Source organism: Clostridium sp., assembly GCF_047718555.1.
Classification (GTDB): domain Bacteria; phylum Bacillota; class Clostridia; order Clostridiales; family Clostridiaceae; genus Clostridium_I.
The window spans coordinates 14,486-39,132 of the sequence record NZ_JBDNRK010000001.1 but is presented as its reverse complement, the minus strand read 5'-3'; the positions used below and the strand labels follow the sequence as shown (position 1 = coordinate 39,132).

Sequence of the window (24,647 nt, the reverse complement as noted above, 5' to 3'; positions counted from 1 at the left end):
CATATTGCAATATTTAAATTACTATTTACTCTCAATTACAGCCAATGCCACTGCACCCATTACCCCTGCATCTGTTCCAAGTCCAGCTGGTACAATCTTGCAGGATTCAGCCATGGCCTTAAAGCATCTTGTATTCACCACTTCTTTAACTTTGTCAAATACAATATCTCCACCCTTTGAAACTCCTCCACCAATGACAACCATTTCAGGATCAAAGGTAACAATAAGGTTTGCCACACATATCCCTAAATAATTAAGACTTTTGTCCAGTATTTCAGAAGCAACCTTGTCTCCTTTTTTTGCCTCTAAGAAAACTTCATAGGAGGTTACATCATCATAATTCTTTAAGGAAGTAGGTTCTTCTCCTAAAACTGCCTCCTTTCCTCTTTTACCGATGGCAGTTCCTGATGCCAGTGCCTCTGCACAGCCATAATTACCACAATTACATCTAGGCCCATCCTTTTCCAAAGTCATATGCCCAATTTCAAGGGCATTGCTGGTATTGCCTCTGTAAATCTGTCCATTGAGAACAGCACCACCGCCAATTCCAGTACTTACTGTAACAAAGACCATATTTTTTGTACCTTGTCCTGCTCCAAATACGAATTCTCCAACAGCTGCAACGTTTCCATCATTATCTAAATAAGTAGAAACTCCAAACTTATCCTTTATAGGATCTACTAATTTGAAATTTTTAAAAGGCAGATTTGGCGTTGTTATTATTATTCCATTTTTGGCATCTAACGGTCCAGGTGAACCAATTCCAATGGCTTTAATGTCTTCAGCAGTTTTATTTCCATCATTTAAGACTTTGTCAATAACCTTGATTACTCTTTCCAGTACTGCAGTCTCTCCTTCAAAAGCATTAGTTGGAAGGGTATATTGACTTAATACGTTTCCATCCACGTCTGATAATGCTCCACTAATTTTAGTTCCCCCTAAATCAATTCCTATAACATGTTTTTTACTCATATAATATTCACTCCATATACACAATATTTTTTAATTATCTTCAATAAAATAACTTTTTATTTTATTGAAAACATTTTAATTCTATATAAATTACTATACATTATAATTTTAAAAATTTAAAATAGAATTAACTAAATTTAATAAAATTTAGTTAATTCTCAAAATAAAATACAAATCCTATTTAATTATTTATAATATGTTACAAATAATTATAAACAAATCTTACTTAATGGAATTTATATTCCACTTGTATAAGTTTAGATGGATTATCCTGGAGGGTTCCATTTTTATCTAATGGAAAAAATCACATCCCTGAGGTGAAAAAATTGGTACTTTTGTATACTCTTGCTTCATAAGGTCTTAATTTAATACTATCTAAATTATCATCCTCTACCTGATAATTGCTTATTAACAATTGAACTTCCTTATCTCCAATTTTCTCTGGAGACTTAAATTCTACTTTTTCTCCATAAAAATTCAATATAACTAACAATTTTTCGCCATTATAGATTCTAGTATATGCAAATATATTCTCGTTTTCTTTATCTATGAGTTCTAAGTCACCATACACTATTATTTCATTTTCTTTTCGAAGTTTGATTAACTTCTGATAATAGTAGAACACTGAATTTTTATCTTCTAATGCCTGCTCTACATTTATTTCTTTGTAATTTGGATTTACAGCAATCCAAGGAGTTCCCTTCGTAAATCCTGCATTTTCAGAAGAATTCCATTGCATAGGAGTTCTGGCATTATCTCTGCCCTTTGCATATATTGCTTTCATCAATACGTTTTTATCTATTCCCTGTTCCGATTTTTCCTTAAACATATTGATAATTTCGATGTCTCTATAATCTTCTATGTTTTTAAATTCTACATTTGTCATCCCTATTTCTTCACCCTGATATACATAGGGAGTTCCCTGCCATGTATGGAGAAATGTAGCCAGCATTTTAGCAGATTCCACTCTATACTCTTTATCATTACCAAAACGGGATACCATTCTTGGCTGATCGTGATTATTTAAGAATAGTGAATTCCAACCTTTATCTTTTAAACCCGTATACCATTTATACATTATATCTTTAAAGGTTGTTAGTTTCCAAGGAACTATATCCCATTTTCCTCCCTTGCCTGAATCTATATCCATCATTTCAAACTGAAATACCATATTTAATTCATTTCTATCATTATCAACATAAAGTTTACCTATTTCAGGGGTAACTCCAGGAGTTTCACCTACGGTCATAATGTCATACTTACTTAATACCTCTTTATTCATTTCTTGTAAATATTCATGCACTCTAGGTCCATTACCGGTAAAAGGAAAACCATCTCCATATAGAGCTCCTTCTGCCTTCTCGCCATCTGGCAAACCTGGCACCTTTGAAATCAGATTTATAACATCCATTCTGAAGCCATCTATACCTTGATCTAACCAGAATTTCATCATATCATAAACTTCATTACGGACTTTTTTATTTTCCCAGTTTAAGTCTGGCTGCTTTGTGGAGAATAAGTGAAGATAATATTGTTCTGTGGTTTCATCATATTTCCAGGCGGATCCACTAAAAAATGACCCCCAGTTATTTGGTGGATTGCCCTCCTTGCCATCTCTCCATATATAATAATCTCTATATTCATTGTCTTTAGATTTTCTACTCTCTGCAAACCAATTATGTTCATCTGAGGTGTGATTTACTACTAGGTCCATTATTACTTTAAGGTCCCTTGAATGCATTTCTGTAAGTAATTCATCAAAATCTTCTTTTGTGCCAAATTCATTCATTATATTTCTATAATCACTTATATCATATCCATTATCATCATTTGGTGATTTATAGATAGGACATAACCATATAATATTAATACCTAAATTCTTTAGATAATCCAGCTTTTCAATAATACCTCTTAAATCTCCTATTCCATCTCCATTGGAATCCTTAAAGCTCCTTGGATATATTTGATAAACTACGCCCTCTTTCCACCATGTTTTATTCATTTTATTATTTCCCCCTCTTAATATAATTTCTATCTTCTAATGCCTTCTCTACATTTATGATTGCAATTTATCTTTTCCCTTTAAATATATTGATTTATAAAACATATTGAAGATTTCAATATCCTTCTACTCCCTTGTATTTTTAAACTCTGTTATTTTACAGCTCCTGTAGTGATACCGTCTCTGATCCATCTTTGTGCAAATATATACACTATAAGTAGTGGTAATAATGCCAATAGATATGAAGCAAATGCCAAGTTATAGTTAGTAGCAAATTGTGATTTAAATACGTATTGAACTAAAGGTAATGTTGCCATACTAGGCTTACTTAAAAGTATAAGCGGCATTAAGAAGTCATTCCATGTCCATAAGCAAGTGGTTATGGCAACGGTGGCATTTATAGGCTTTAACAATGGAAATATAACATATCTAAATATCTGAAAGGTAGTGGCTCCATCTATTATTGCAGCTTCTTCAAGAGCTGCAGGTATAGATTTAATATAGCCTGTATAGAGAAAAATATTAAAAGGTAATCCAAATACAGCATATATGAGTATAATACCGATTATATTATCCATATGAAGACTACTTGCCTGCTTAACAAGTGGAAGCATTATTATTGGGAATGGCACAAACATAGCACTTACGAAGTAATAATAGATACCACTAAAAAATTTCTTATTTCTATTTCTGGCTATGGCATATGCAACTAGAGAATTAGAAAGTATTGTTAAAATCAATACACAAACTGTTATTATAAGACTATTTTTAAATGCTCCAAAGAAATTTGTCATTTCAATAGCCTTTGAAAAATTCTCAAAGTGAAACTTTTCAGGAAATGATAAAGGGTTTGGAATCATCTGTTCAGGTGATTTTATGGCTATTAGAACTGTAATACATAATGGTAGTATTATAGTTATAAAGGCAACAACTGTTAATATTATAGTTGAAATCCAATTTGTATCTTTTCTCCTCATAATACTTTCTCCTCTCTTTTTTCAAGCACTCTAAGCTGAAACAATGATATGGCTACAATTACAATAAAATAAATAACGGCGTTAGCGGACTGATAAGCAAAGCTTCCCTGGTTAAAGCCACCATTATATATTACATAAGATATAGATTGAGTAGCACCACCAGGACCTCCCCCTGTCATTGCAACTACTTGATCAAATACCATAAGAAAATTCTTCATACACAAAACCATATTTATAGTAAAAAATGGAGCTATGAGAGGGAAGATTATATCCTTAAATCTATGCCAGTTATTGGCTCCATCAATTTCAGCAGCTTCATATACTTCATTATCGATAGTTTGAAGTCCAGATATATATATTATTGTATTGAATGCAATAGCTTGCCAAGCAGCAACAAATACAATTCCGAGCCATGCAAGATTTTCATCGCCTAATATGTTTTTACTAAGAGCTGCCATGTGTAAGGATTGTCCTATATTGGGTATTATGTGTGCAAATATAAAATTGAATATAAATGCCACTATTAAGGCTCCTAATATATTTGGTATAAAATATACTGCCTTCAAAGTATTTTTAAACTTAATCTTTGAATTTAATCCTACTGCTATTAAAAGGCTTAATATATTTACTATGATAGTAGTTAAAATTGCAAACTTAAAAGTGAAAGCATACGCATTAAAAACATTACTATCATGAAATACTGAAATGTAATTCTTAAGCCCTACAAAACTCCAGCTTCCAAATCCCTTATAATTAGTAAAACTATAGAATATACCTTTTAAAAGTGCCATTGTATGAAATATAAAAAATAATACAACTGCTGGTATAGTCATCATATAAAAAGCTTTTTTACTTTTCATTTTTTCACCTTCCTATTATTAAAATTTACATATAATTATTTTTACAGTAGTATATTTAAAAAATTATAATAGTCTATAAGTTGATTTTGTACTATTTTTATCCGATGACTACCATCCGTAATACTCCCATCTTCTATCAAAGTGGGAGATAACGGCTGCTACGTCCCTGGATAACGATTTACCCTAAAGGACAACGATTTCTAAGTATCGAAAATACCGATACTAAGAACTCTGTTAGTAAGTTTTAGATGGAGAAAAAAACTCCATCTGAAACAAAGAACTCTGTTTATCTATTATTAGCTTTGTCATATTCTGTATCTAGTTTTTTTAGAAATTGTGTTTTATTCTTTTGACCATACAGGCCTTGGACTAAACTTGCTCCATCAAAAGCTAATGGGTAATAATGGTCAGGAAATCCTACAATTTTTCCATCAGTGAGGCTCTTTTGGATATCTGCAACACTTGAATCCTGCTGTTCTACACCTTTAACAGCTGAAAAGGCAAACTGATCTTTTATATATCTGCTGACATTTTCCTTTTCAACCATGTATGCTATAAACTTTTTTGCTTCAGCCTGATGTGGAGACTGCTTGGATATAGCAAATGCTACATCAACACCTGAGGTTACATTATTTTTATTTTGGTCATTACTAGCAGGGAATGGAAACATTCCTAAATTAATTTTTGGATTTCCTTTTTTAATCTCACTAATAGCCCAGTTTCCCTGTATATACATAAAAGCTTTTCCCTGTGCAAAATCTGAATTACCATCATCATAAGATACACCTAAAATATCGTCCTCACCATTGCTTCCTATTTGAAGCATTTTATCTACTATATCACCATGAGTAGCTGTAAATGTAGTTTTCCCTTCTTCTCTATCTTTCAAGAAATTATTTGGTTGTAAATTACTAGCCAAAGTATTCCATATATTCATTCCTGTCCACGAATCTTTTAATGTTAAATAAAATGGTGTTCCTCCACTAGCCTTAATCTTTTTACATACCTCCATAAGCTCATACCAAGTTTTCGGTATTTTTAACCCAAGCTTTGCAAACAAATCTTTATTATATATAACACCACTTGCATTTGTAGCATAAGGTATAGCATAAACTTTATTATCAGGCTTTTCTTCTAATTGTTTTAACATATCTAGATAGGATTTATCTATTTGTTTTGTAAAACTTTCATTAGTTAAGTCAGAAAGCATATCTGCATCTGCAAGTTGACCATAATTAACAGCATCTCCACCTAAACCCATCACATCAGGTACATCATTTTTTGTAAGCCTTGTCTTTAAAACTGTTGCTGGATCTGCAGGAGAAGAGAGTGTAACATTAATATTAGGATTTTGTTTATTAAAATCATTAATCATTGATTGAAGAATATTTTTATTCTCTGGTTTAGTTGAAAATACTTCTAATTGTACCTTTCCATTATATTCAGAACTTGTACCACACCCTGCTAATAATGTTGAGCTCATTATCAGAGTAATACCTATAGTTAGTATCAATCTCAATTTCTTATTCATTTTTACCCCCCCATATTTAGGCATATTCAAAATAAGTAACTAGTCAGTATGATAGTTTATTTTCACATGTCTTATGTAAATAATAAATTTTCTTTAAATAGAAGATTTATTATTCTAATTTTGTAAATTACACTTCAGTTTAATAAATGATGAGTAAATTTATACATTCTAAATTATATTAATCGTTTACGTAAAACATACAATTTATTATACCTAGTTGATATTAAATTATATATATTTCAAAGTATTAATTTTTATTGTCATGCTCTATTGCATGATTAAATACAATATTAAATATATTTTATAAAATATATTTAATCGTTTACGTATAAAATCAAATTTACTACATGCTTTTTACAGTGTCTCTTTCAACTATTTTAAAAGGCATAGTTATGCTTTTAACATCAACATTTGAGCCTATTTTCTCAATGATCATTTTCACAGATTTTTGCCCCATTTCATATAAAGGTTGTGCTAATGTGGTTAGAGCTGGATAGCACATCTCTGCCGCTTGTGTATTATCATAACCTATGATAGAAATATCATCTGGTACTTTTAATCCTCTTTTATGGGCTACTGCAAGAGCTCCCACTGCAATATCATCACAGGCAGCAAAAATTGCTGTAAATTTTTCCTTCTCCTTCAGAAGTTCTTCCATACTTGTAATGCCATCCTTGAAGCTAAAACCATTGTGCTTTATAAGGTTTTCCCTTACTTCAAGCTTATTATCCTTTAAAGCCTTAATAAATCCTTCTAAACGTGGAAGTCCAGCTATAGGATCTGATTCTTCGCCTCCCAGCATAGCTATTTTTTTATGGCCATTCTTAATTAAGTATTCTACAGCTGCATAGGAAGCTTTATAGTCATCTACTTTAATGTATGGCACAGAATAACCATTGTATAATGTGGAAATAAGCACAACTGGAATATTAACTCCTATTATTTTTTCTATTAAACTCTTTTCAGGAGGCAAGCTACAGACAATTATTCCATCCATCTGTCTTTCTATCATTACTTTTATATATTCCTCAGTTCTTTTACCATTATCTCCTGCATTGCATATTACTACGCTGTAACCATTAATATGTGCAACATCTTCTATTCCGCTTAAAATTTCTATATAAAAATTAGTACTTACTTTAGGAAGCAATACGCCAATAGTATGAGTGCTTTTCATCTTTAAATTTCTAGCAATATCATTTCTTTGATAACCGATTTCATCAATCACCTGCATAACTTTTTTTCGAGTTTCTTCAGAATAACCTTCCAAATCGTTTAATATTCTGGAAACTGTAGCTACAGATACATTTGATTTTTTGGCTACATCTTTGATTGTTGGTTTGTTAATCATCTGTTTCACCCCCCTTAAGTAAACGTTTAACATAGTTTTATAATACTCCTTTTTTTTATTAATGTCTATACTTATTACATATTTATTTAAATCTATCAATAAAAACTAAAAGTTATACAAAATAAAGAAAAAATTTAATATCAGTAAAATATACCTATATAATTCATCTAAACTCAGTAAAAGTACAAGCCCAAACTAAATTTAGATGAATTAATAAACTTATTGCTTTTCATAATGTCTTATATCTTTTTTAATATAATTCCACTTTTTTCTGAAATAATTAAATCTATCTTTCCATCCACAGTTTCATACTTGCCTCCACTTAGGATATCTAATACGCCTTCGCCCTCTACATTTAAACTTAATGTTTCCGCTCTGTTTCCCTTATTTATATATATATCTAGAACTTCTTCTTCATAATCTCTTCTGAATCCATAAATATTTTCATTTGTGTATATAGTGTAAAATTCTCCTAGAGTTAAAGATAGATTATCCTTTCTTATTTGAATAAGCTTTTTATAATACTGTAGTAATTCCTTATCCTGTTTTTCTTCATCCCAAAGCATACCTCTTCTGCAATCAGGATCTTGTCCACCAGTCATGCCAACTTCATCCCCATAATAAATCATAGGAGCCCCAGGCAAGGTGAACTGCATGAAGACTGCAAGTTTTAATTTTGATTTATCACCTTTTGCTTTATTAATAAACCTAGGTGTGTCATGACTATCAATTAGATTCCAAAGCACATTATAGGCTGGCAGCTTATATAATTCTCTTAAAAATCCCATACTGTATTCAAATTCCTCAGGAGAAAATTTATCTTCAATTATAAAATCAGAGACTGCCTTTTGTAATTCATAATTCATAACAGAATCAAACTGATCTCCTTGAAGCCAGGAACTGGAATCATACCAAACCTCACCTATAATAAGTGCATCCTTTTTTACTGCTTTTACTGCATTTCTAAATTCTCTCCAAAAACTATGATCAATTTCATCTGCTACATCCAGTCTCCAACCATCTATATCTGCTTCCTTTATCCAATAGGTTGCAATACTTATGAGATAATCTTTAACCTGTGGATTTTTTGTCATAAGCTTTGGCATTAATCCTACATATCCAAAGGTTGCATAATCAGGATCTTCTCGTACTTCTACAGGAAATCTTTTTATATCAAACCAATCTTTATATTCGGATTTCTCGCCCTTTTTCAATATGTCCTTGAAGGCATAAAACTCCACTCCACAATGATTAAAAACAGCATCTAAAATAATTCTTATTCCCTTTTCATGTGCCTTACTAACAAGTTTTTTTAAAGTTTCCATAGTTCCAAACTGAGGATCAACTTTGAAATAATCAAAAGTATTATATTTATGATTGGAACCAGCTTGAAAAATAGGTGTGAGATATATAGTGTTTATACCTAATTCCTGAAGATAATCTAATTTATTTATAATTCCCTCTAAATCTCCACCAAGCATACTTTCTCTATCTACTTTACTGTACCAATCTTGAATATTTCTAGGATCATTTGACTTATCACCATTATTGAATCTTTCGGGAAATATTTGATATACGATGGCTTTTCTAGCCCATTCCGGCACAATAAAAATATCCTTTTCTGCTCTAGCAGGCTTTACAAATGTACTGTTATCCCCTTCTGGCTTTTCATTAAAAAATTTATAATTGCTATAGTATAATTTTTCACCCTTGTCTATTAATTCAAATAGATAAAAAAAACTGAGCATATCTACATCAATAATAGTCTCATAATAATCAAACATACCATCCTTGGCAATTTTTTTCATAGGTTTATAATATCTCTTTTTAACTTCATTAAATTTATATTTGTCCATGTAAATTAAATTTACTTTTTCTACGTCATCCTGTTTTGTTCTCAGCTTAACCAAGAACTTGTTCTTGGTTAGTGCATAGCAGTAATCCGAATCAATCTTGTGGTATATTGCTTCTCTTAACATAAAATTTCCCCCAAATATAGAAATTTATTTTTAGTGTTTAATTAAAAATTATGTTTATAAAGAAATCTTATCTCCTTCCTTTATAATATAATCCTTATCCTTTACTAATAAATCTATTTCTTTACCTTCATTAGTTATAACTATATTTTCATTGGTAATATTTATATTTAATAAGGAATCCCTAAAGGTAATTTTAAAAGAAAATGCTTTCCACTGCTGAGGTATAAATGGATTTACAGTAAGTTTTCCATTGATTACTTTCACGCCCCCAAAGCCTTCAACTATTGACAGCCAGGTTCCAGCCATACTTGTTATATGACATCCATCCTCAGTATCATTATTATAATTATCAAGATCTAATCTTGAAGTTCTGAGGTACAGCTCATAAGCTTTGTCCTTTTTACCAAGCTTTGACGCAAGAATTGCATGAATACATGGAGATAATGAAGATTCATGTACAGTTCTTGGTTCATAAAAGTCAAAATTTCTCTCTATAGTGGCTAAATCGTATTTATGTTGTAAGAAATACAAGCCTTGAAGTACATCGGCCTGCTTTATAAAGCAGGATCTGAGAATTCTATCCCAGGACCACTTTTGATTTAAAGGCAAATTTTCCTTATCTAAATCCTTTACTAATATTTGTTCTTTGTCCATGTATCCTTCTTGCTGCAGAAATACTCCAAGCTTTTCTTCAACCGAATAGTACATATTCTTAATTATATCCTGCCATTTTTCAATTTCCTCTTGTTCTATTCCCAATTTAGTGACTAATTCTGCATATCTATTAGGTTTATTATTTTTCAAATAATCAATGACTTCTATTGTGTACTCCATAGTCCAGCTTGCAATTCTATTGGTATACCAATTATTATTCACATTGTTTTCATATTCATTAGGGCCGGTAACCCCTAACATTACATATTTATTTTTAGCTTCTGAAAAATTAACTCTTTCTTCCCAGAATCTTGATATTTCTACCAGTACATCTAAACCATACTCACTTAAATAAGCTTTATCTCCAGTATAATTTACATAATTATATATGGCATAGGCAATTGCTCCATTTCTGTGTATTTCCTCAAAGGTTATTTCCCATTCATTATGGCATTCTTCACCATTCATTGTTACCATAGGATATAGTGCTCCTTTTTTATATCCAAGATTTCTTGCATTTTCCTTAGCTTTATCTAATTGTTTATATCTATAGATCAACAGATTTTTAGCAATTCTTTCATCCGCTGTAGCCAGATAAAATGGTATACAATAGGCTTCTGTATCCCAATAAGTACTTCCTCCATATTTTTCTCCTGTAAAGCCCTTTGGTCCAATATTTAATCTATCATCTGCACCAGTATAGGTCTGATTTAATTGAAAAATATTAAATCTTATTGCCTGCTGTGCAGCTATATCCCCTTCTATGATAATATCACTTTGCTTCCATTTTTCTTCCCAGGCAGCAGCTTGTTCATTAATTAATTTATCAAAGCCTTTATCATATGCCTTTTCTAAAAGTTCTTTTCCAACAGCAGTTAACTCTTCTACTTTAAAGTCTCTTGAGGTAACATTGGATACATATTTTATAATAGTTATTTCTTCATCTTTCTTTACATTTAATGCAGCTACGTTACCTACAAATTTTTCTTTTTCAACTGTCTCTGCTTCATATTTCAATTTAACATTATCTTTGAAAATATCATATTTCATGGAAGAACAAAGATAAAAATCAAGTTTTTTTGTCTTTATAGTAAGTGCTGCCTCTCCTGATACAGCTTTCTTTGATACTTCATCCCAAAATTTCTCATCATAATTTGAATCTTTATTCTCAATATCTCCATCTAAATAAGGAGAAATACTTATTGTTCCACTGAAATTAACGGGAGTAATAGTATAGCTTATAGCACCAATTTCCTTATTCACAATACTTACAAATCTTTTGCTCTCAACCTTTACTTCTTTACCATTTTGAGGTCTAGCAGTGAAACTTCTATAAAGATATCCTTCTTTCATATTTAAAATTCTTTTGAAATCTCTTACTTCACATTTTGAAATATCCAGTATATCACCATCAATTTTGATTTCCATACCAATCCAGTTAGTGGAATTTAAAACCTTTGCAAAATATTCTGGATATCCATTTTTCCACCATCCAACTCTCGTTTTATCTGGATAATATATTCCTGCCATATAACTTCCCTGAAGAGATTTCCCGCTGTAGCTCTCTTCAAAATTTCCCCTTTGTCCCATATATCCATTACCTATACTGAATATACTTTCAGCTATTTCATTTGATTCTCTATTAAAACCTTCTTCTATAATATTCCATGGCTCTACTTTAAAAAACCTTTCCAATTACAATTCCCCCCAACGCAATAGCTCAATTTTTAATTATATTTATAGAGATAAAACAGATTAGTTATTATTTTTATTTGATATTTCTTACAGTAAATTTAATTTTTCAATAGTCATTTGTTTTAGTGACTTAATTACAAAATTTGCCTTATTCAATATTTTAGCATCTCCAATGCCAATAGAATACATACCAGCATTAATTGCAGCCTCTATACCTGCCTGTGCATCTTCAAAGACCACGCAATTTTTAGGTTCTATATTTACTTCTCTCGCTCCTAATAAAAAAACCTCTGGATCTGGTTTAGCCTTGCTAACCTTATTTCCATCAATTACTGCATCAAAATACTTTATTAATTTAAGATTGTTTAATATAGTCATGGAATTTTTACTTACTGAACCTAAGGCTGTTTTAATTCCACTGTCTCTTACAATTTCTAAAAATTCTTTGGCACCTGGAAGTATTTCATCTTCTTTCATCTTTGAAATATACTCTATATACCAGTTATTTTTCTTTTCTGCCAATTTTAATTTTTCTTCTTCGGTAAAATTCTTATTTCCAATTTCCAAGAGTATTTCTAAGGATTTCATTCTGCTTACACCTTTTAATCTTTCGTTTTGTTCTTCTGTAAATTCAAAACCCAATTTATCTGCTAGTCGCCTCCAAGCCAAATAATGGTATTTAGCTGTATCAACAATAACCCCATCCAAATCAAATATGCAAGCTTTTATTTTACTCATTTTTATCCCCCTTATTTAAGACATCTTCAAAATATCATCCACTTGCTATTAACTTTCACATGCCTAAATTTCTAATTTCCAATTAAATATTATCGCAATTATACTCAAAGTATTTTTATGCCCCTTTAATATGGAATATGCTCTTTCTGAAGGCATATCAAAACCCTGATAAAAAGTTATGCCCCTAAAGAAAACCTTTACATATAGAGGAATACTGTTAAAGCCGGCTACTGCAATACCTTTTATATTGTTTTCCTTTAGATATCTTGATTTTATATAAACTTAATTTACATGTCAACCTAAAGATAATAGTATTACAACATAAATTAATTTATAATGTAATACTTATTATCTTTTATTCATAAAATAATAATAACATTATGTAATTACATCACAAAGCATATATAACAAAAATATTATAAACATAAATAATAAAAAAATATATTGACAGCTACAAATTTTGTAAGTATAATCAAAATAGTGCAAACGATTACAATCAGTTCAATAATATACATTACTATGTCATAAAAACTCATTTAAGAAAAATTACTTTAAAATAGATAAATATATCTTAAATATAATAATAGGAATATATTTGTATCTATAAATATTCCATAATAATTAAGTTTAGGTAAACGATTTCGTATAAGCATTACGTAAACGATTTCGTTCTAATAAATAAATATAAAAAAATAGCAGGGGGAATTTTTATGAATAAAATCAAAAAATTATTGGCTCTTACTTGTGCATTAACTCTAACGGCTGGATTATTTGCTGCTTGTGGAAGTGATAGCAGCAGTAGTTCTTCTGGCGGCAAAAATGTAACCGTTGATATTTTCCAATTTAAGGTTGAGGCTAAGGATGCCCTTGACAAAGCTGCAAAAGCTTATACCGATAAACATAAGAATGTTACTATTAACATTCAAACCGTTGGCGGCGGTCAAGATTATTCTGCTGCATTAAAATCAAAATTTGCCTCAGGTCAAGAGCCAGCAATTTACAATATTGGTGGACCACAAGAACTATCTGATTGGAAGGGCAAGCTTGAAGATCTATCAAGTCAGCCTTGGGTTTCACAAGCCTATGACGGAACTCTAGATTCAGCAAAAGTTGATGGTAAAGTCTATGGTATGCCCTTTGACTTAGAAGGTTATGGTTTTATCTATAACAAGAACATATTCAAAAAAGCAGGTATTGACCCTGATACAATAAAAACTTTTACCGATTTACAAAAAGCTGTAGATACCCTTAATTCAAAGAAAAGTTCCCTTGGAATTCAATCTGTATTTGCATTACCAGGTAAGGAAACTTGGGTAACTGGTATGCATACTTCCAATGTGGCTCTTGGAAACGAATTTAAAGATGCTGTTGCAGCTTTCAATGCTAAAACTGTTGATTTTAAATACGGTGATGGTTTTAAAAAGCTTTTAGACATACAAATACAAAATGGATATAAACCTGATGGAACAAATAAATCCATAAACAGTGTAGATTACTCAACAGAAGTTGAACAGTTATTCTCTCTAGGTAAAGTTGCAATAATTCAACAAGGTAACTGGATAAGTGGAACAGTTGCAGGTATTGATGAAGATCTTGCTAAAAATATAGGTATACTACCAATGACAATAGATGGTACTAAAGATGGTACAATCCCTGTAGGCGTACCTGAATATTGGGCTGTTAACAGTAATAAAGATGCTGATACTAAAAAAGATGCTGAGGATTTCTTAAATTGGTTATATACTTCTGATGAAGGTAAAAAAATGATTATACAGGACTTCAAATTTATTCCTCCATTCAAAGGTTATGATGCAAGTGATTTACAACCTACAGATCCATTAGCAAAAGATATATTGAAATATTCAAAAGCTGGAAATACCACCCCATGGGTATTCTCTGGTTATCCAACTGGTTGGTATGATAAACTTCTAGCTGCAGATATACAAAAATATATTGCCGGTGATTTAACCTGGGATAAAGTAATATCAAATGCAAAAAGCAGTTGGGCTGATATAAGAAAATAAGCAGATGAAATTCATTATGTAAAAAAATCATCTATTAAAAATATAGCAGATTATTAAAATAAATTAACAGATAAATACCTAAATAACTTCATAATTTATACTAATACGAAAATTTTTATTTAATTATTGTTGTATAGGTATTTATCTTATTTAGATTCTTCTACAAATTTAAATCAAAAATTAAAATATCAATTTTGGTTATATGGAATTTTATATTATTGCTTTTAGGTTAAAACATCTATGTTTTGTTAAATTTATATTACTCATTGGAGGTGTAAATATATGAAAAAAAGAAATTTGTCATTTTGGTATTTTGTTGGCCCTATTCTCTTTGCTTATATCGTAATCCAGCTTATACCATTATTAGTCGGAATATACTATTCCTTTACAAATTGGAACGGTATTAATTCCAGTGTTAAACTTATAGGTTTGAAAAATTATATATCTGTATTTAAAGATCCAGGTTTCGGCCATGCCTTCCTATTTACAGCAAAATTCACAATATTAGCACTTATCATATTAAATGTAATAGCTTTTGGACTGGCTCTTTTAGTAACAAGAGAATCAAAAATTTCTAATATGCTGAGAACTATATTTTTTATGCCAAACCTAATTGGTGGTCTTATACTTGGTTTTATATGGCAGTTTATATTTACTCAGGTTTTTGCCAGTATAGGTAAGCTTTTAGGAATACAATGGCTTCAAGGTTGGCTGTCTGACGGCAAAACTGGTTTATACGGATTGGTTATATTAACTGCATGGCAGATGTCAGGTTATCTCATGATTATATATGTTGCATCACTGCAAAATATCCCACCAGAACTAGTAGAAGCAGCTCAAATTGACGGTGCAAATGCATGGCAGAGAATTAAGAATATAATAATTCCTTTAGTAAGACCAGCCTTTACTGTAAGTATATTTTTAACCTTGTCAAATTCTTTCAAGCTTTATGATCAAAATTTATCATTAACAGCAGGTGGTCCTTCCAATTCAACTGAAATGCTTGCAATGAACATATATAACACTGCATTCTCTTTGAATCAAATGGGCTTAGCACAAGCCAAAGCAGTTATTTTTCTTTTAATAGTTGGAGCAATATCATTAATCCAGGTATATTTCTCCAAGAAAGGTGAGGTGGAAGCATAATGGAAAATGTTAAAAAAAAGAGTGCTCTAAAATTTATCGGAATATTCTTCAGTTGTTTACTGGCTTTATTATTTCTATCTCCTTTTTATATAATAATAGTAAACTCCTTTAAAACAAAAAGAGAATTATTTCAAAGTGTATTATCACTTCCAAGTACATTTACCATAAGTAACTATAAACAAGCTTTCAGTCAATTAGATTTTCTTAACTCTATATTTCATTCATTATTGATAACAATTGTAAGTGTTTTACTAATTATAGTATTTGCATCTATGGCAGCCTGGATGCTGGAGAGAACTAAGAGTAAACTAAGCAATGTCATATTTATGATGTTTATAGCATCTATGATTATACCTTTCCAGGCAGTAATGCTTCCATTAATAAGATTATCTGGTAAATTACACTTATTGAATATGGGCGGCATAATGTTTATGTATCTTGGCTTTGGTGCATCTTTATCCATATTCTTATACCATGGGTTTTTAAAGAGCATTCCAAAAGAGCTGGATGAAGCTGCTACTATAGATGGTTGTAACAAATTTCAAGTTTTCTGGTATATTATATTTCCACTATTGAAACCAATTTCCATTACAGTTGCAATACTCAATACTGTATGGATATGGAATGACTATCTGCTTCCTTCTCTTGTTATAAACAAACCCGACACCCTTACAATACCACTTAAGACATTCTTCTTCTTTGGTCAATATACAAAGCAGTGGAATCTGGCTCTAGCAGCTTTAGTTTTAGTAATAATACCAGTAATAGTTTTCTATTTCGTTGCACAAAAACATATCATCAAATCCGTAGCTTCCGGAAGTATAAAATAAATTGTTCTATTATATATTCTATACTTTTTAGTGCAAATACAAGTATTTAATATATAATATGCTAAAAAACAGCAGTTTCTTACTGCTGTTTTTAACTTTAAATAAAATTATTTTTAAAATTAAGCTTTAGACAATTTTAATTTACTACTTGCTTTTAGTTATATTAAATAAACTCAGCCAACATAGCCTTTAAAAATACTTTTTTCTTTTCTAAGTCTTTTATTTGCTTAGTTGTCTCTTCATTTTTTATTTTAATCCACTCTTTATCGTTTAGCTTTTCCTTCATATTAACAGGAAATTCAGAATTCAATTTATTAATATCTTGTATAACTTTTTCTATATTATTCCTGGTTTCTACTATTTTATTGCTAATATTATCTAATACATTTTCATCCTCTAAGTGTAAATCTTCTTCAATATTTTCTGTGTTTTCATTTAAACCTCTTAATTCCTTTATATCCCCATCTTTATAGGCTGTATTAACCTTTGCCCATAGAGTCTTATTATCCTCAGATAAATCTAAGTTTATATCTGGATGAAGTTTCTTTACAAGATTTCTATATAATAATTTAAACTCTCTAGCTTCTTCCTCTGATAAAGTGGGGCTATTTAAATATAATTTAGCTTCATTAATTTCTTCATTCATCTTATCAATTTGCTTTTTCCAATTTTTCAATTCTATTTCAATTCTATTTTTAACTTCTTCATCAGTAATAGTTTCTCCACTCATAAGAGCTGCCTGTCGCATTTTTATTTCATGTCTCATAGCTCTCATTTGAATTTTTAAAGCAAAGCAGTCATATTCAACAATCCCTACTTTAAATTTATACTCAGATTGAAGTCTTGGAATTTCAGTAACAGTTACATATTCTCTTTCTTCGATCAATCTACCCAACTCATCTTTTAAAAGATTATACTTGCTTAGCAATTCCTTAACTTTAGGATGAAGCTCAATTCCATCATATTTCATAATTTATACCCCCCATACATATTTTATATACCCTTTACTATGAATTATATCAAGACTAATAGCAGTAGCTTCAATAACCCCCTATTATAATAAAATGAAGGACTAATTAATGATAACATCATAGTTTGCACTATTTAGAGAATATAATTTTATTGTTTGAATTCAGCTTCAATTCACTCTAACTCTACTAATACACCCTGAGTACATCACTAATTACTAGAAGTCTTAATTAAATAATATTATAGTTTCCTTAGATTATACACTAAACTTTTATAAGAATCTATAGTAAAAAGATTTTTTTTACAGCTTTTTTTTGAATTTTTAAAAAATTAAAAGTACTTCCTATATATATTTGTCTTATATGTTTATTTGAAACCCATAATTAACCTTATTATAAAATTTTTACAATCCATATTGTTAAACTATTAAATAAAATTTAATTTTGTGATTAAAATAATATAATAATTTATCTTTTTTTTATATTTTAATAATTGCATTTTTGAAGCAAAATTGCAATATGTAATTTTATACAATAAAAAAATAACAAATCAAAGATGCAAAATTATACCAGCATACTAACTTGTTATTTTTTGAATATACTTTAACTCAATGGAATTGAAAAATAAAATATACTTCCACCAGATTTTATAGTTTTACAATATATTTCTCCAAGATGTTTTTCCACTATGTACTTACAAGTAGAAAGACCAAGTCCAGAACCCGGTATTCTATAGTTCCTTGATTTATCTCCTCTGTAAAATTTATTGAAAATATATGAAATGTCCTCCTGCATTATTCCAATACCATTATCCTCTATGTATATAAATAAATATCTATTTTTTATTTCTGCTTTAAATTTTATTTTTAAATTTTCCTTAGAATATTTTATTGAATTGCTGATCAGATTGAAAATCACTTGATTAATTCTTACTTCATCTATACTTACTATCCCCTCTGGGATATACTTGTCCCAACAAAATTCAGCATTGACTCTTAAGAGTTCCATATTTATTTCACCTATTAACTTTTCTAAAAATGGCTTAATAGATACTTCTTTTTTGTTTATAGACAATACCTCTAGATTTTCCTTTGAATGTTCAAGTAAATCATCAATAAGTTTGTTTAAGGTATCTACCTTTCTGAGAATAGTATCTGTGTAGTCATATCTGTCCTCTTCCTTTTCAGCCATACCATCTCTTATAGCCTCCACATATATTCTAATAGCCGACAGTGGAGTTTTTAGATCATGAGATATGGCTGCTATAATTTCCTTTTGGGATTTTTTAAGTTTTTCTTCTCTCTCCCTATGACTTTTAATTTCATCTCTCATAAGTTCGAAGGCATAGGAAAGTTCTCCTATTTCTGTATCACTATTAAAGGTTATGTAATTATCAAATCTTCCTTTTATTATATCTTTTGAACTGTTAGTTATTTTCAGGATAGGCTTTAGAACATATTTAACAACATATATTTTAAATATGATAAACATGACTATTGAAAAAATTATTAAGATAAGCTGCGGATATATAATTTCCATTTTTCTTTGGTATGTAGTTTTTTCCTGTAGATCTTTAATATTTATGAAAGCGATAAAAAAGCCTTTATTTTCATTATCAATAACTATAGGAAAACTACTTTTTATAAATCCCTTATATTCTAAGGATGTACTTCTGTCAAATTGGAGAAAACTCTGAAGATTAACCTGTCCATGAATTCCTAAAGCATAAGAAGAATATAAAACTTTACCTCTGCTGTCTATTACTGCATATGGATATTTCCAAGGCTCAAAACTGTAAGTTCCCACTTTGAATTTTTCATTTATCTCATTGAGTTTATCTGCACAAAGTAATCTTGTTTTATTATAGTAGAGAGTTTCATCTTCATCTCTGTAAAATGCAAAGGTTGAAACTATCCCTAAGAATTCTACTGAAATTAAAGCTAAAATAAAAACAGTTAATAAAGTTACCAGCTTCCTCTTATTTTTTAACTTTCCATAATCTTCTTTAGCTTTCATATCTAATTTATTTTGATTCAAGCTTATAACCTACTCCCCAAACAGTTTTTATATAACCTATTCCCCGTACTCCCAGCTTTTCTCTTAACCTATTTATATAAACTACCACAGAATTGATTTCACCATATTCATTAAAGCCCCAAATTTTTTCATATATCTGTTCTTTAGAAAAAACTTGATTGGGATTACTGCATAAAAATTTCAGTATTTCAAACTCCTTTGAGGTTAAATTTAAAACTTCTCCTTTAACTACAGCGGAGTAGGCGGATATATTAATTTCAAGTTCACCTATTCTAATGACATTTTTTTCTTCTTTCTTAGTTTCCGGCAGATAATTTACATATCGCCTAATATGAGCTTTAACCCTTGCTATCAATTCCATTGCACTAAAAGGTTTAGTTATATAGTCATCTGCTCCAAGTCCCAAACTCAAAACCTTGTCCAAATCACCATTTTTAGCAGAAAGCATAATTACGGGAACCTGTGATTCTGATCTTATTATTCTACATACCTCCATACCATCAAGTTTTGGAAGCATTATATCAAGAAGTACCAGTTGAGGCTTAAATCTTTCAAACTTATTTAAAGCTTCCCTTCCATCATGAGCCTCGGAAATTTCAAAGCCTTCATTACTCAAATATTTTCCTACCATCTTTGATAGATCAACTTCGTCTTCTACTATTAAAATTTTTTCGTTTGCCAAAGCTCTACCCCCACTGCATTTCTTAAGAATTATTTTATATAAACTTCTATACTCTTTGCTCCTAGGATAACCATAAAAAGCAAACACTTCTTTACTACTGATATTAAAGTATACCTATCAGATAAATCCCATATTTTCATAATATTATAAGCTAATTAAATTATACTCTAATTCCATATAGTAATCCATACTTGAAAGCTTGGTTCTGCTTTTACCAGCCCTTTTCTCTTAAGAAATCAACGATTTCTCTTTCTCTTTCCTGATGACTTTCTTTATCATATCCCGGTAATTTCATCTCCCCATCTATTCTGCCATCCTTTATATAAAGAAGTCTATTTGCTCTCACTGCTGCCTTTAAATCATGGGTTACCATTACAATAGATTGTCCTTCCACACTTAATTCTGTTAAAATATTGAGAACCTCTTGCCCTTGAGTAGAATTCAAGGCTCCTGTGGGTTCATCTGCAAATATTACATTTGGTTTGTTAATAAGGGCCCTGCAAATGGCAATTCTCTGCTTCTGTCCACCAGAAAGCTGTGATGGATATTTTGACCTGTGCTCACTCATAGAAAATCTACTTAAAAGTTCATTAATAGTTTCTGTTAATTCTTTTTTATCCCTTTTCATTTTATAGGTTGGTGCTGCTATATTTTCATAGGCATTTAGATCTGGTATAAGATTTATTCCCTGAAAAACAAAGGAAATCTTTTCTCTTCTCAGCTTTTCCATTTCCCTCTTATTTATCTTTGACAATTCAGTATCCAGAAGTATCGCTTCCCCCGTACTACCCTTATCCATACCACTTAAAAGATACATAAGAGTAGATTTACCAGAACCCGAACTGCCCATTATTACAGTAAAATCCCCTTTGTATATTTTTAAGTCAAGATTTTTTATTACATTATAATTTTCTCCCTCTGAAACAAAGGTTTTACATAGACCTTTAGCCTCAATAATTACTTCTTTCATAATATTTCCCCCTGTAGTTATTATTTTTAGTTTTTTGCAGAATTCTTAGTCTTCATTAAGCTCTTGAACTTTAAATTTTCTGATAGACAGTGAAGATAATATAGTACTTATAAAATATATTCCCATGGAAAATAATAGACTTATCAATAAACGATGTACTTCTACATTATCAGGATAATTATATATACCAAACATACTGAATATCAGGTTCATGGTTATTGGAAATGTTATGCTGAAGACTGGTATACATACTATAGCCGCCAATACTCCTAAAATCATCACATACATTCCATTTGTTATCATTAAATCCCTGCTGCTGTATCCAATAGCCTTATATATACAGTAATCTCTTTTATTATTTAAATTCATAAGCGTAATAATGGAGAATACGTTTATAGCACCTATCAATATAAGCATGCACATAAATGGTATCTGCGCTGCTCTTTGTGGTTCCATTACGCCTTGAAGCACATTTTTGAAATAATCTTTACTTTCATATACATCAATAGCTTTACCAAACTTATCTACAGCCTGCTCTTTAAAAGCTCCATAATCACTTTCCGCTTTTAAATTAAAGCTTATATTTGTACTTTCATAGTCCTTATCTGCAGACTCCACAGTTTTTTCTAAAACTCTGGCATTCATGCCCAGTCTCATCATAGTTTGATAGGAACCCACTATTAATAGACTCTTCTTCTGTCCCTTTATATAAATATCAATATAATCACCTATAGCTTTATGGGTTTTTTCTAATAATTTTTTACTGACAGCTATTTCATTATCATACTTAGGATTTCTTCCTTCTATAACAGCTTCTCTTATATCCTTATCATATTGTTCATATACACTTAAAACCATTGAACCTTCTTCATCTATTTCTTCTTTTGAAACCTCTGCTGAAGAGTAGTCCAGGCTTTCTTTAACTAAATTTTTAATATACTCACTATTTTTCATCCAAGTATAAATGTCCTTTTCCTTATCCTTGTCAGTTATGGTAATTCTGTACTTAGCATCATCCAATCCAAACCAAAAGCTGCTTTTTTCACTCAATACAGAGAGATCATTATAATTAGTTATTGAATAAGCTACCACATAGGAACAAATAAATAGTATTAAAAAAAGAATTGCAGAAAACTTTTTGTAGTTCAAAATCTTTCTGAAGCCTTGGCTGATTGGTGAGAAATTATTTTCTATGAAGCTGAGTGAAATACCTTTTTTATTGTTAACAGGCATTCCAATGCTTAGTGCTTCAACTGGAGAAATCCTTTTAGTTTTTCTAATGACTCCATAAATGCTGATGAGCATTAGTACTGCCACTAAGGCGATAGTTAAAGCCGCAGGCATGATATAGCTTACTTTAACATCCACTCCATACACTTTAAAGCCGGTGTTTAAAATATATTTCATCATAAAAATTGACAATAAGGAACCTGTAGCAGCTGAGGCTATGATTACAGTGCTGTATGCCTTAAGATATATATTTACTATAGTAGAAGAACTATAACCTAATGCCTTATATACCCCTATGGTTTTATATTCCTTTATGATGCTGTCAAAAATGGAAGCTCTTATTACTACAGCTGATACTAACAATATTATAAATGCAAAAGCTGCCACAAAAGCACCCATAATCTGCTGTCCTATCTCAGCACTTATTTTTGCCGTATCCAAATCTGTAATTGATGCCGACAACTGTTTATCACTGTTATTTTTATAATTTTTGATGATTTCTTTTGCAGAAGCCTGGACATTACTATAAACCGTCACCATTTTTTTATCAGCGCCTGCTATATCTTGTAATTGTTTATCATTTACATAATATCTATAAATACCCATACCTATGGAAACACTGTAGGGATCTGAATATATTCCTTTAATCTTCATTTTTATATCACCCTTTGGATTTTCAACGGTAATATAATCCCCAGTGGAAAGCTTATAGGTTTCTGCAATAATTGAACTTATAAAACATTCTCCTTGTTCTAAATTGCCTCCGCCTTTTATAAATTTAGGAGAGCCAAAGTCACCTTCCTTGTAGTTAAGAAAATAATTAACAGCAGCTCCCATATATTTATTATTTACTTTTATTTTTCCGCTGGCCATGACAATATTATCTATTATATTAACCTCTGAAACTCTGCTGTCCTTTTGAAAGACCTTTTTAGCCTCTAAAACATCCTTATCCATGGTTTCATTTTTATCTACTGTCATGAATAGTAAGGGGGCTTTGGTTCCCACTATGAGCTTATTCATTGGTTCACTTACACTTGTTATGATCCCTATGGCTGAAGCCAACATAAAGGAACTAATCATAACTACCAAACCAATTAAAAGCATCTGAATTTTTCTCTTTTTGATTTTACTTATCCACATTAATCTCACCTCACAGTTAATACATTACCTTATAAAGATTAAAGGTAAATATTCAAAAAATAAAAATTTGATAAAAATTTATTTTTATCAAAAATAAAATTTACAATACTCTAACTGAGTTAAACTTTAATAAAACACTTAATTTAAATCCAATTAAGCAGTAATTTTAAGGAAATTCAAAATACTTTGCTAAATAAAAGTATGTATTGAAATACTAAATTTCAATGCAGATATAGACAAAATAGTGATGCACTAAATTATAACTTTATGATAGAATATTACTACAAGTACAGATAAACGCTAAAGTTTATAATTTTAATACTAATCCATAAATGTTTATTATATAAAATTTTTCTTAACAAAACTTTTATATATAAGAGAGGAAGGTGTAAATTAAAAATGAGAAATTTTTTAGATAGACTTCGCTACTATTTTAGAGATTGCTACGGTATTGATAAACTTTCCACCTGCATTCTTGTTTTATCTGTAATCTTAAGCTTTATAAGCTTTAACAGATATGTAGAACTTGTGGCCTTTGCTTTACTGGTGTACGTTATCTTTAGAACTATTTCACGAAATAAATATAAACGCTATCAGGAACTGGCTGCCTTTAATAGTTTTATCTTTAAAATGCAGCAGAAATTTTATTCAATTAAAGCTTCCTTCAATCAGCGTAAAGATTATAAAGTACTTAAATGTCCAAATTGTTCTCAAAAATTAAGATTACCTAGAAACAAAGGAAAAGTAACTATTACCTGCAGCAAATGCGGAACTAAGTTTAAGGCTAAATCATAATAACAATTGTATTATATATTTTATAGTTATTTGGTAAATAATTATAAATATTGAGGAAGTGAT

Annotated in this window: 18 protein-coding genes; 4 read left to right on the top strand and 14 right to left on the bottom strand. The window is 30.3% G+C overall.

The features are described from left to right. Positions 1 to 21: 21 nt before the first annotated feature. The 9 genes from ABF633_RS00155 to pgmB form a co-directional block, all read right to left on the bottom strand. A complete protein-coding gene (locus tag ABF633_RS00155) occupies positions 22 to 972 on the bottom strand; it encodes an ROK family protein (protein ID WP_415520826.1) in 951 nt (316 codons plus the stop codon). A 304-nt stretch (positions 973 to 1,276) separates the two neighbouring features. Then, entirely contained in the window at positions 1,277 to 2,974 is a 1,698-nt protein-coding gene (locus ABF633_RS00150) for a glycoside hydrolase family 13 protein (RefSeq protein WP_415520824.1), read from the bottom strand. A gap of 152 nt (positions 2,975 to 3,126) precedes the next feature. After that, positions 3,127 to 3,951 carry a carbohydrate ABC transporter permease gene (locus ABF633_RS00145; protein WP_415520822.1) on the bottom strand — a complete coding sequence of 275 codons (825 nt, stop codon included), beginning with the start codon at positions 3,949 to 3,951 and terminating at the stop codon, positions 3,127 to 3,129. Continuing rightward, complete coding sequence (locus ABF633_RS00140; protein WP_415520820.1) at positions 3,948 to 4,811, bottom strand: carbohydrate ABC transporter permease; 864 nt, start codon at positions 4,809 to 4,811, stop codon at positions 3,948 to 3,950. Before ABF633_RS00140 ends, ABF633_RS00145 begins: the two co-directional genes overlap by 4 nt. A 286-nt stretch (positions 4,812 to 5,097) precedes the next feature. Then, positions 5,098 to 6,342, bottom strand: a complete 1,245-nt coding sequence (locus ABF633_RS00135; RefSeq protein ID WP_415520818.1) for an ABC transporter substrate-binding protein — start codon at positions 6,340 to 6,342, stop codon at positions 5,098 to 5,100. Positions 6,343 to 6,685: 343 nt separating this feature from the next. Next, on the bottom strand, positions 6,686 to 7,693 hold the full coding sequence (locus tag ABF633_RS00130; RefSeq protein WP_415520816.1) for a LacI family DNA-binding transcriptional regulator: 1,008 nt from the start codon (positions 7,691 to 7,693) through the stop codon (positions 6,686 to 6,688). Positions 7,694 to 7,932: 239 nt separating this feature from the next. Beyond that, positions 7,933 to 9,672, bottom strand: a complete 1,740-nt coding sequence (locus ABF633_RS00125) for a glycoside hydrolase family 13 protein (protein ID WP_415520814.1) — start codon at positions 9,670 to 9,672, stop codon at positions 7,933 to 7,935. Between the two features lie 54 nt (positions 9,673 to 9,726). Continuing rightward, entirely contained in the window at positions 9,727 to 12,021 is a 2,295-nt protein-coding gene (locus ABF633_RS00120) for a glycoside hydrolase family 65 protein (RefSeq protein ID WP_415520812.1), read from the bottom strand. An 87-nt stretch (positions 12,022 to 12,108) separates the two neighbouring features. Then, positions 12,109 to 12,759, bottom strand: a complete 651-nt coding sequence (gene pgmB / locus ABF633_RS00115; RefSeq protein ID WP_415520810.1) for a beta-phosphoglucomutase — start codon at positions 12,757 to 12,759, stop codon at positions 12,109 to 12,111. Between the two features lie 710 nt (positions 12,760 to 13,469). On the opposite strand from pgmB, the gene ABF633_RS00110 reads away from it, so the two are divergent. From ABF633_RS00110 to ABF633_RS00100, 3 genes are all read left to right on the top strand, one after another. Further along, on the top strand, positions 13,470 to 14,783 hold the full coding sequence (locus tag ABF633_RS00110) for an ABC transporter substrate-binding protein (RefSeq protein WP_415520808.1): 1,314 nt from the start codon (positions 13,470 to 13,472) through the stop codon (positions 14,781 to 14,783). Between the two features lie 282 nt (positions 14,784 to 15,065). After that, positions 15,066 to 15,929: a carbohydrate ABC transporter permease gene (locus ABF633_RS00105; protein WP_415520806.1), complete on the top strand. Its 864-nt coding sequence runs from the start codon at positions 15,066 to 15,068 to the stop codon at positions 15,927 to 15,929. Continuing rightward, positions 15,929 to 16,759 (top strand): carbohydrate ABC transporter permease, encoded by an 831-nt coding sequence (locus ABF633_RS00100; protein ID WP_415520804.1) that lies wholly within the window; start codon positions 15,929 to 15,931, stop codon positions 16,757 to 16,759. The genes ABF633_RS00105 and ABF633_RS00100 overlap by 1 nt, the downstream gene beginning before the upstream one ends. A 163-nt stretch (positions 16,760 to 16,922) precedes the next feature. Here ABF633_RS00100 and ABF633_RS00095 read toward each other — a convergent pair whose 3' ends face one another. The 5 genes from ABF633_RS00095 to ABF633_RS00075 all read right to left on the bottom strand — a co-directional run bounded on the left by ABF633_RS00095 (position 16,923) and on the right by ABF633_RS00075 (position 23,789). Further along, positions 16,923 to 17,729 (bottom strand): molecular chaperone DnaJ, encoded by an 807-nt coding sequence (locus tag ABF633_RS00095; protein ID WP_415520802.1) that lies wholly within the window; start codon positions 17,727 to 17,729, stop codon positions 16,923 to 16,925. Between the two features lie 601 nt (positions 17,730 to 18,330). Continuing rightward, positions 18,331 to 19,764 (bottom strand): sensor histidine kinase, encoded by a 1,434-nt coding sequence (locus tag ABF633_RS00090; protein WP_415520800.1) that lies wholly within the window; start codon positions 19,762 to 19,764, stop codon positions 18,331 to 18,333. Next, positions 19,751 to 20,446, bottom strand: a complete 696-nt coding sequence (locus tag ABF633_RS00085) for a response regulator transcription factor (protein WP_415520798.1) — start codon at positions 20,444 to 20,446, stop codon at positions 19,751 to 19,753. Before ABF633_RS00085 ends, ABF633_RS00090 begins: the two co-directional genes overlap by 14 nt. Before the next feature lie 211 nt (positions 20,447 to 20,657). Continuing rightward, entirely contained in the window at positions 20,658 to 21,416 is a 759-nt protein-coding gene (locus ABF633_RS00080; protein ID WP_415520796.1) for an ABC transporter ATP-binding protein, read from the bottom strand. A gap of 45 nt (positions 21,417 to 21,461) precedes the next feature. Continuing rightward, positions 21,462 to 23,789: an ABC transporter permease gene (locus ABF633_RS00075; protein WP_415520794.1), complete on the bottom strand. Its 2,328-nt coding sequence runs from the start codon at positions 23,787 to 23,789 to the stop codon at positions 21,462 to 21,464. A 399-nt stretch (positions 23,790 to 24,188) separates the two neighbouring features. On the opposite strand from ABF633_RS00075, the gene ABF633_RS00070 reads away from it, so the two are divergent. Continuing rightward, positions 24,189 to 24,584, top strand: a complete 396-nt coding sequence (locus ABF633_RS00070) for a hypothetical protein (protein WP_415520793.1) — start codon at positions 24,189 to 24,191, stop codon at positions 24,582 to 24,584. Positions 24,585 to 24,647: the final 63 nt, after the last annotated feature.

Excerpts from the sequence above, each read along its gene's own strand:
- ABF633_RS00155 (WP_415520826.1), bottom strand. The coding sequence starts at position 972 with ATGAGTAAAAAACATGTTATAGGAATTGATTTAGGGGGAACTAAAATT.
- ABF633_RS00150 (WP_415520824.1), bottom strand. The coding sequence starts at position 2,974 with ATGAATAAAACATGGTGGAAAGAGGGCGTAGTTTATCAAATATATCCA.
- ABF633_RS00145 (WP_415520822.1), bottom strand. The coding sequence starts at position 3,951 with ATGAGGAGAAAAGATACAAATTGGATTTCAACTATAATATTAACAGTT.
- ABF633_RS00140 (WP_415520820.1), bottom strand. The coding sequence starts at position 4,811 with ATGAAAAGTAAAAAAGCTTTTTATATGATGACTATACCAGCAGTTGTA.
- ABF633_RS00135 (WP_415520818.1), bottom strand. The coding sequence starts at position 6,342 with ATGAATAAGAAATTGAGATTGATACTAACTATAGGTATTACTCTGATA.
- ABF633_RS00130 (WP_415520816.1), bottom strand. The coding sequence starts at position 7,693 with ATGATTAACAAACCAACAATCAAAGATGTAGCCAAAAAATCAAATGTA.
- ABF633_RS00125 (WP_415520814.1), bottom strand. The coding sequence starts at position 9,672 with ATGTTAAGAGAAGCAATATACCACAAGATTGATTCGGATTACTGCTAT.
- pgmB (WP_415520810.1), bottom strand. The coding sequence starts at position 12,759 with ATGAGTAAAATAAAAGCTTGCATATTTGATTTGGATGGGGTTATTGTT.
- ABF633_RS00110 (WP_415520808.1), top strand. The coding sequence starts at position 13,470 with ATGAATAAAATCAAAAAATTATTGGCTCTTACTTGTGCATTAACTCTA.
- ABF633_RS00105 (WP_415520806.1), top strand. The coding sequence starts at position 15,066 with ATGAAAAAAAGAAATTTGTCATTTTGGTATTTTGTTGGCCCTATTCTC.
- ABF633_RS00100 (WP_415520804.1), top strand. The coding sequence starts at position 15,929 with ATGGAAAATGTTAAAAAAAAGAGTGCTCTAAAATTTATCGGAATATTC.
- ABF633_RS00095 (WP_415520802.1), bottom strand. The coding sequence starts at position 17,729 with ATGAAATATGATGGAATTGAGCTTCATCCTAAAGTTAAGGAATTGCTA.
- ABF633_RS00080 (WP_415520796.1), bottom strand. The coding sequence starts at position 21,416 with ATGAAAGAAGTAATTATTGAGGCTAAAGGTCTATGTAAAACCTTTGTT.
- ABF633_RS00075 (WP_415520794.1), bottom strand. The coding sequence starts at position 23,789 with ATGTGGATAAGTAAAATCAAAAAGAGAAAAATTCAGATGCTTTTAATT.
- ABF633_RS00070 (WP_415520793.1), top strand. The coding sequence starts at position 24,189 with ATGAGAAATTTTTTAGATAGACTTCGCTACTATTTTAGAGATTGCTAC.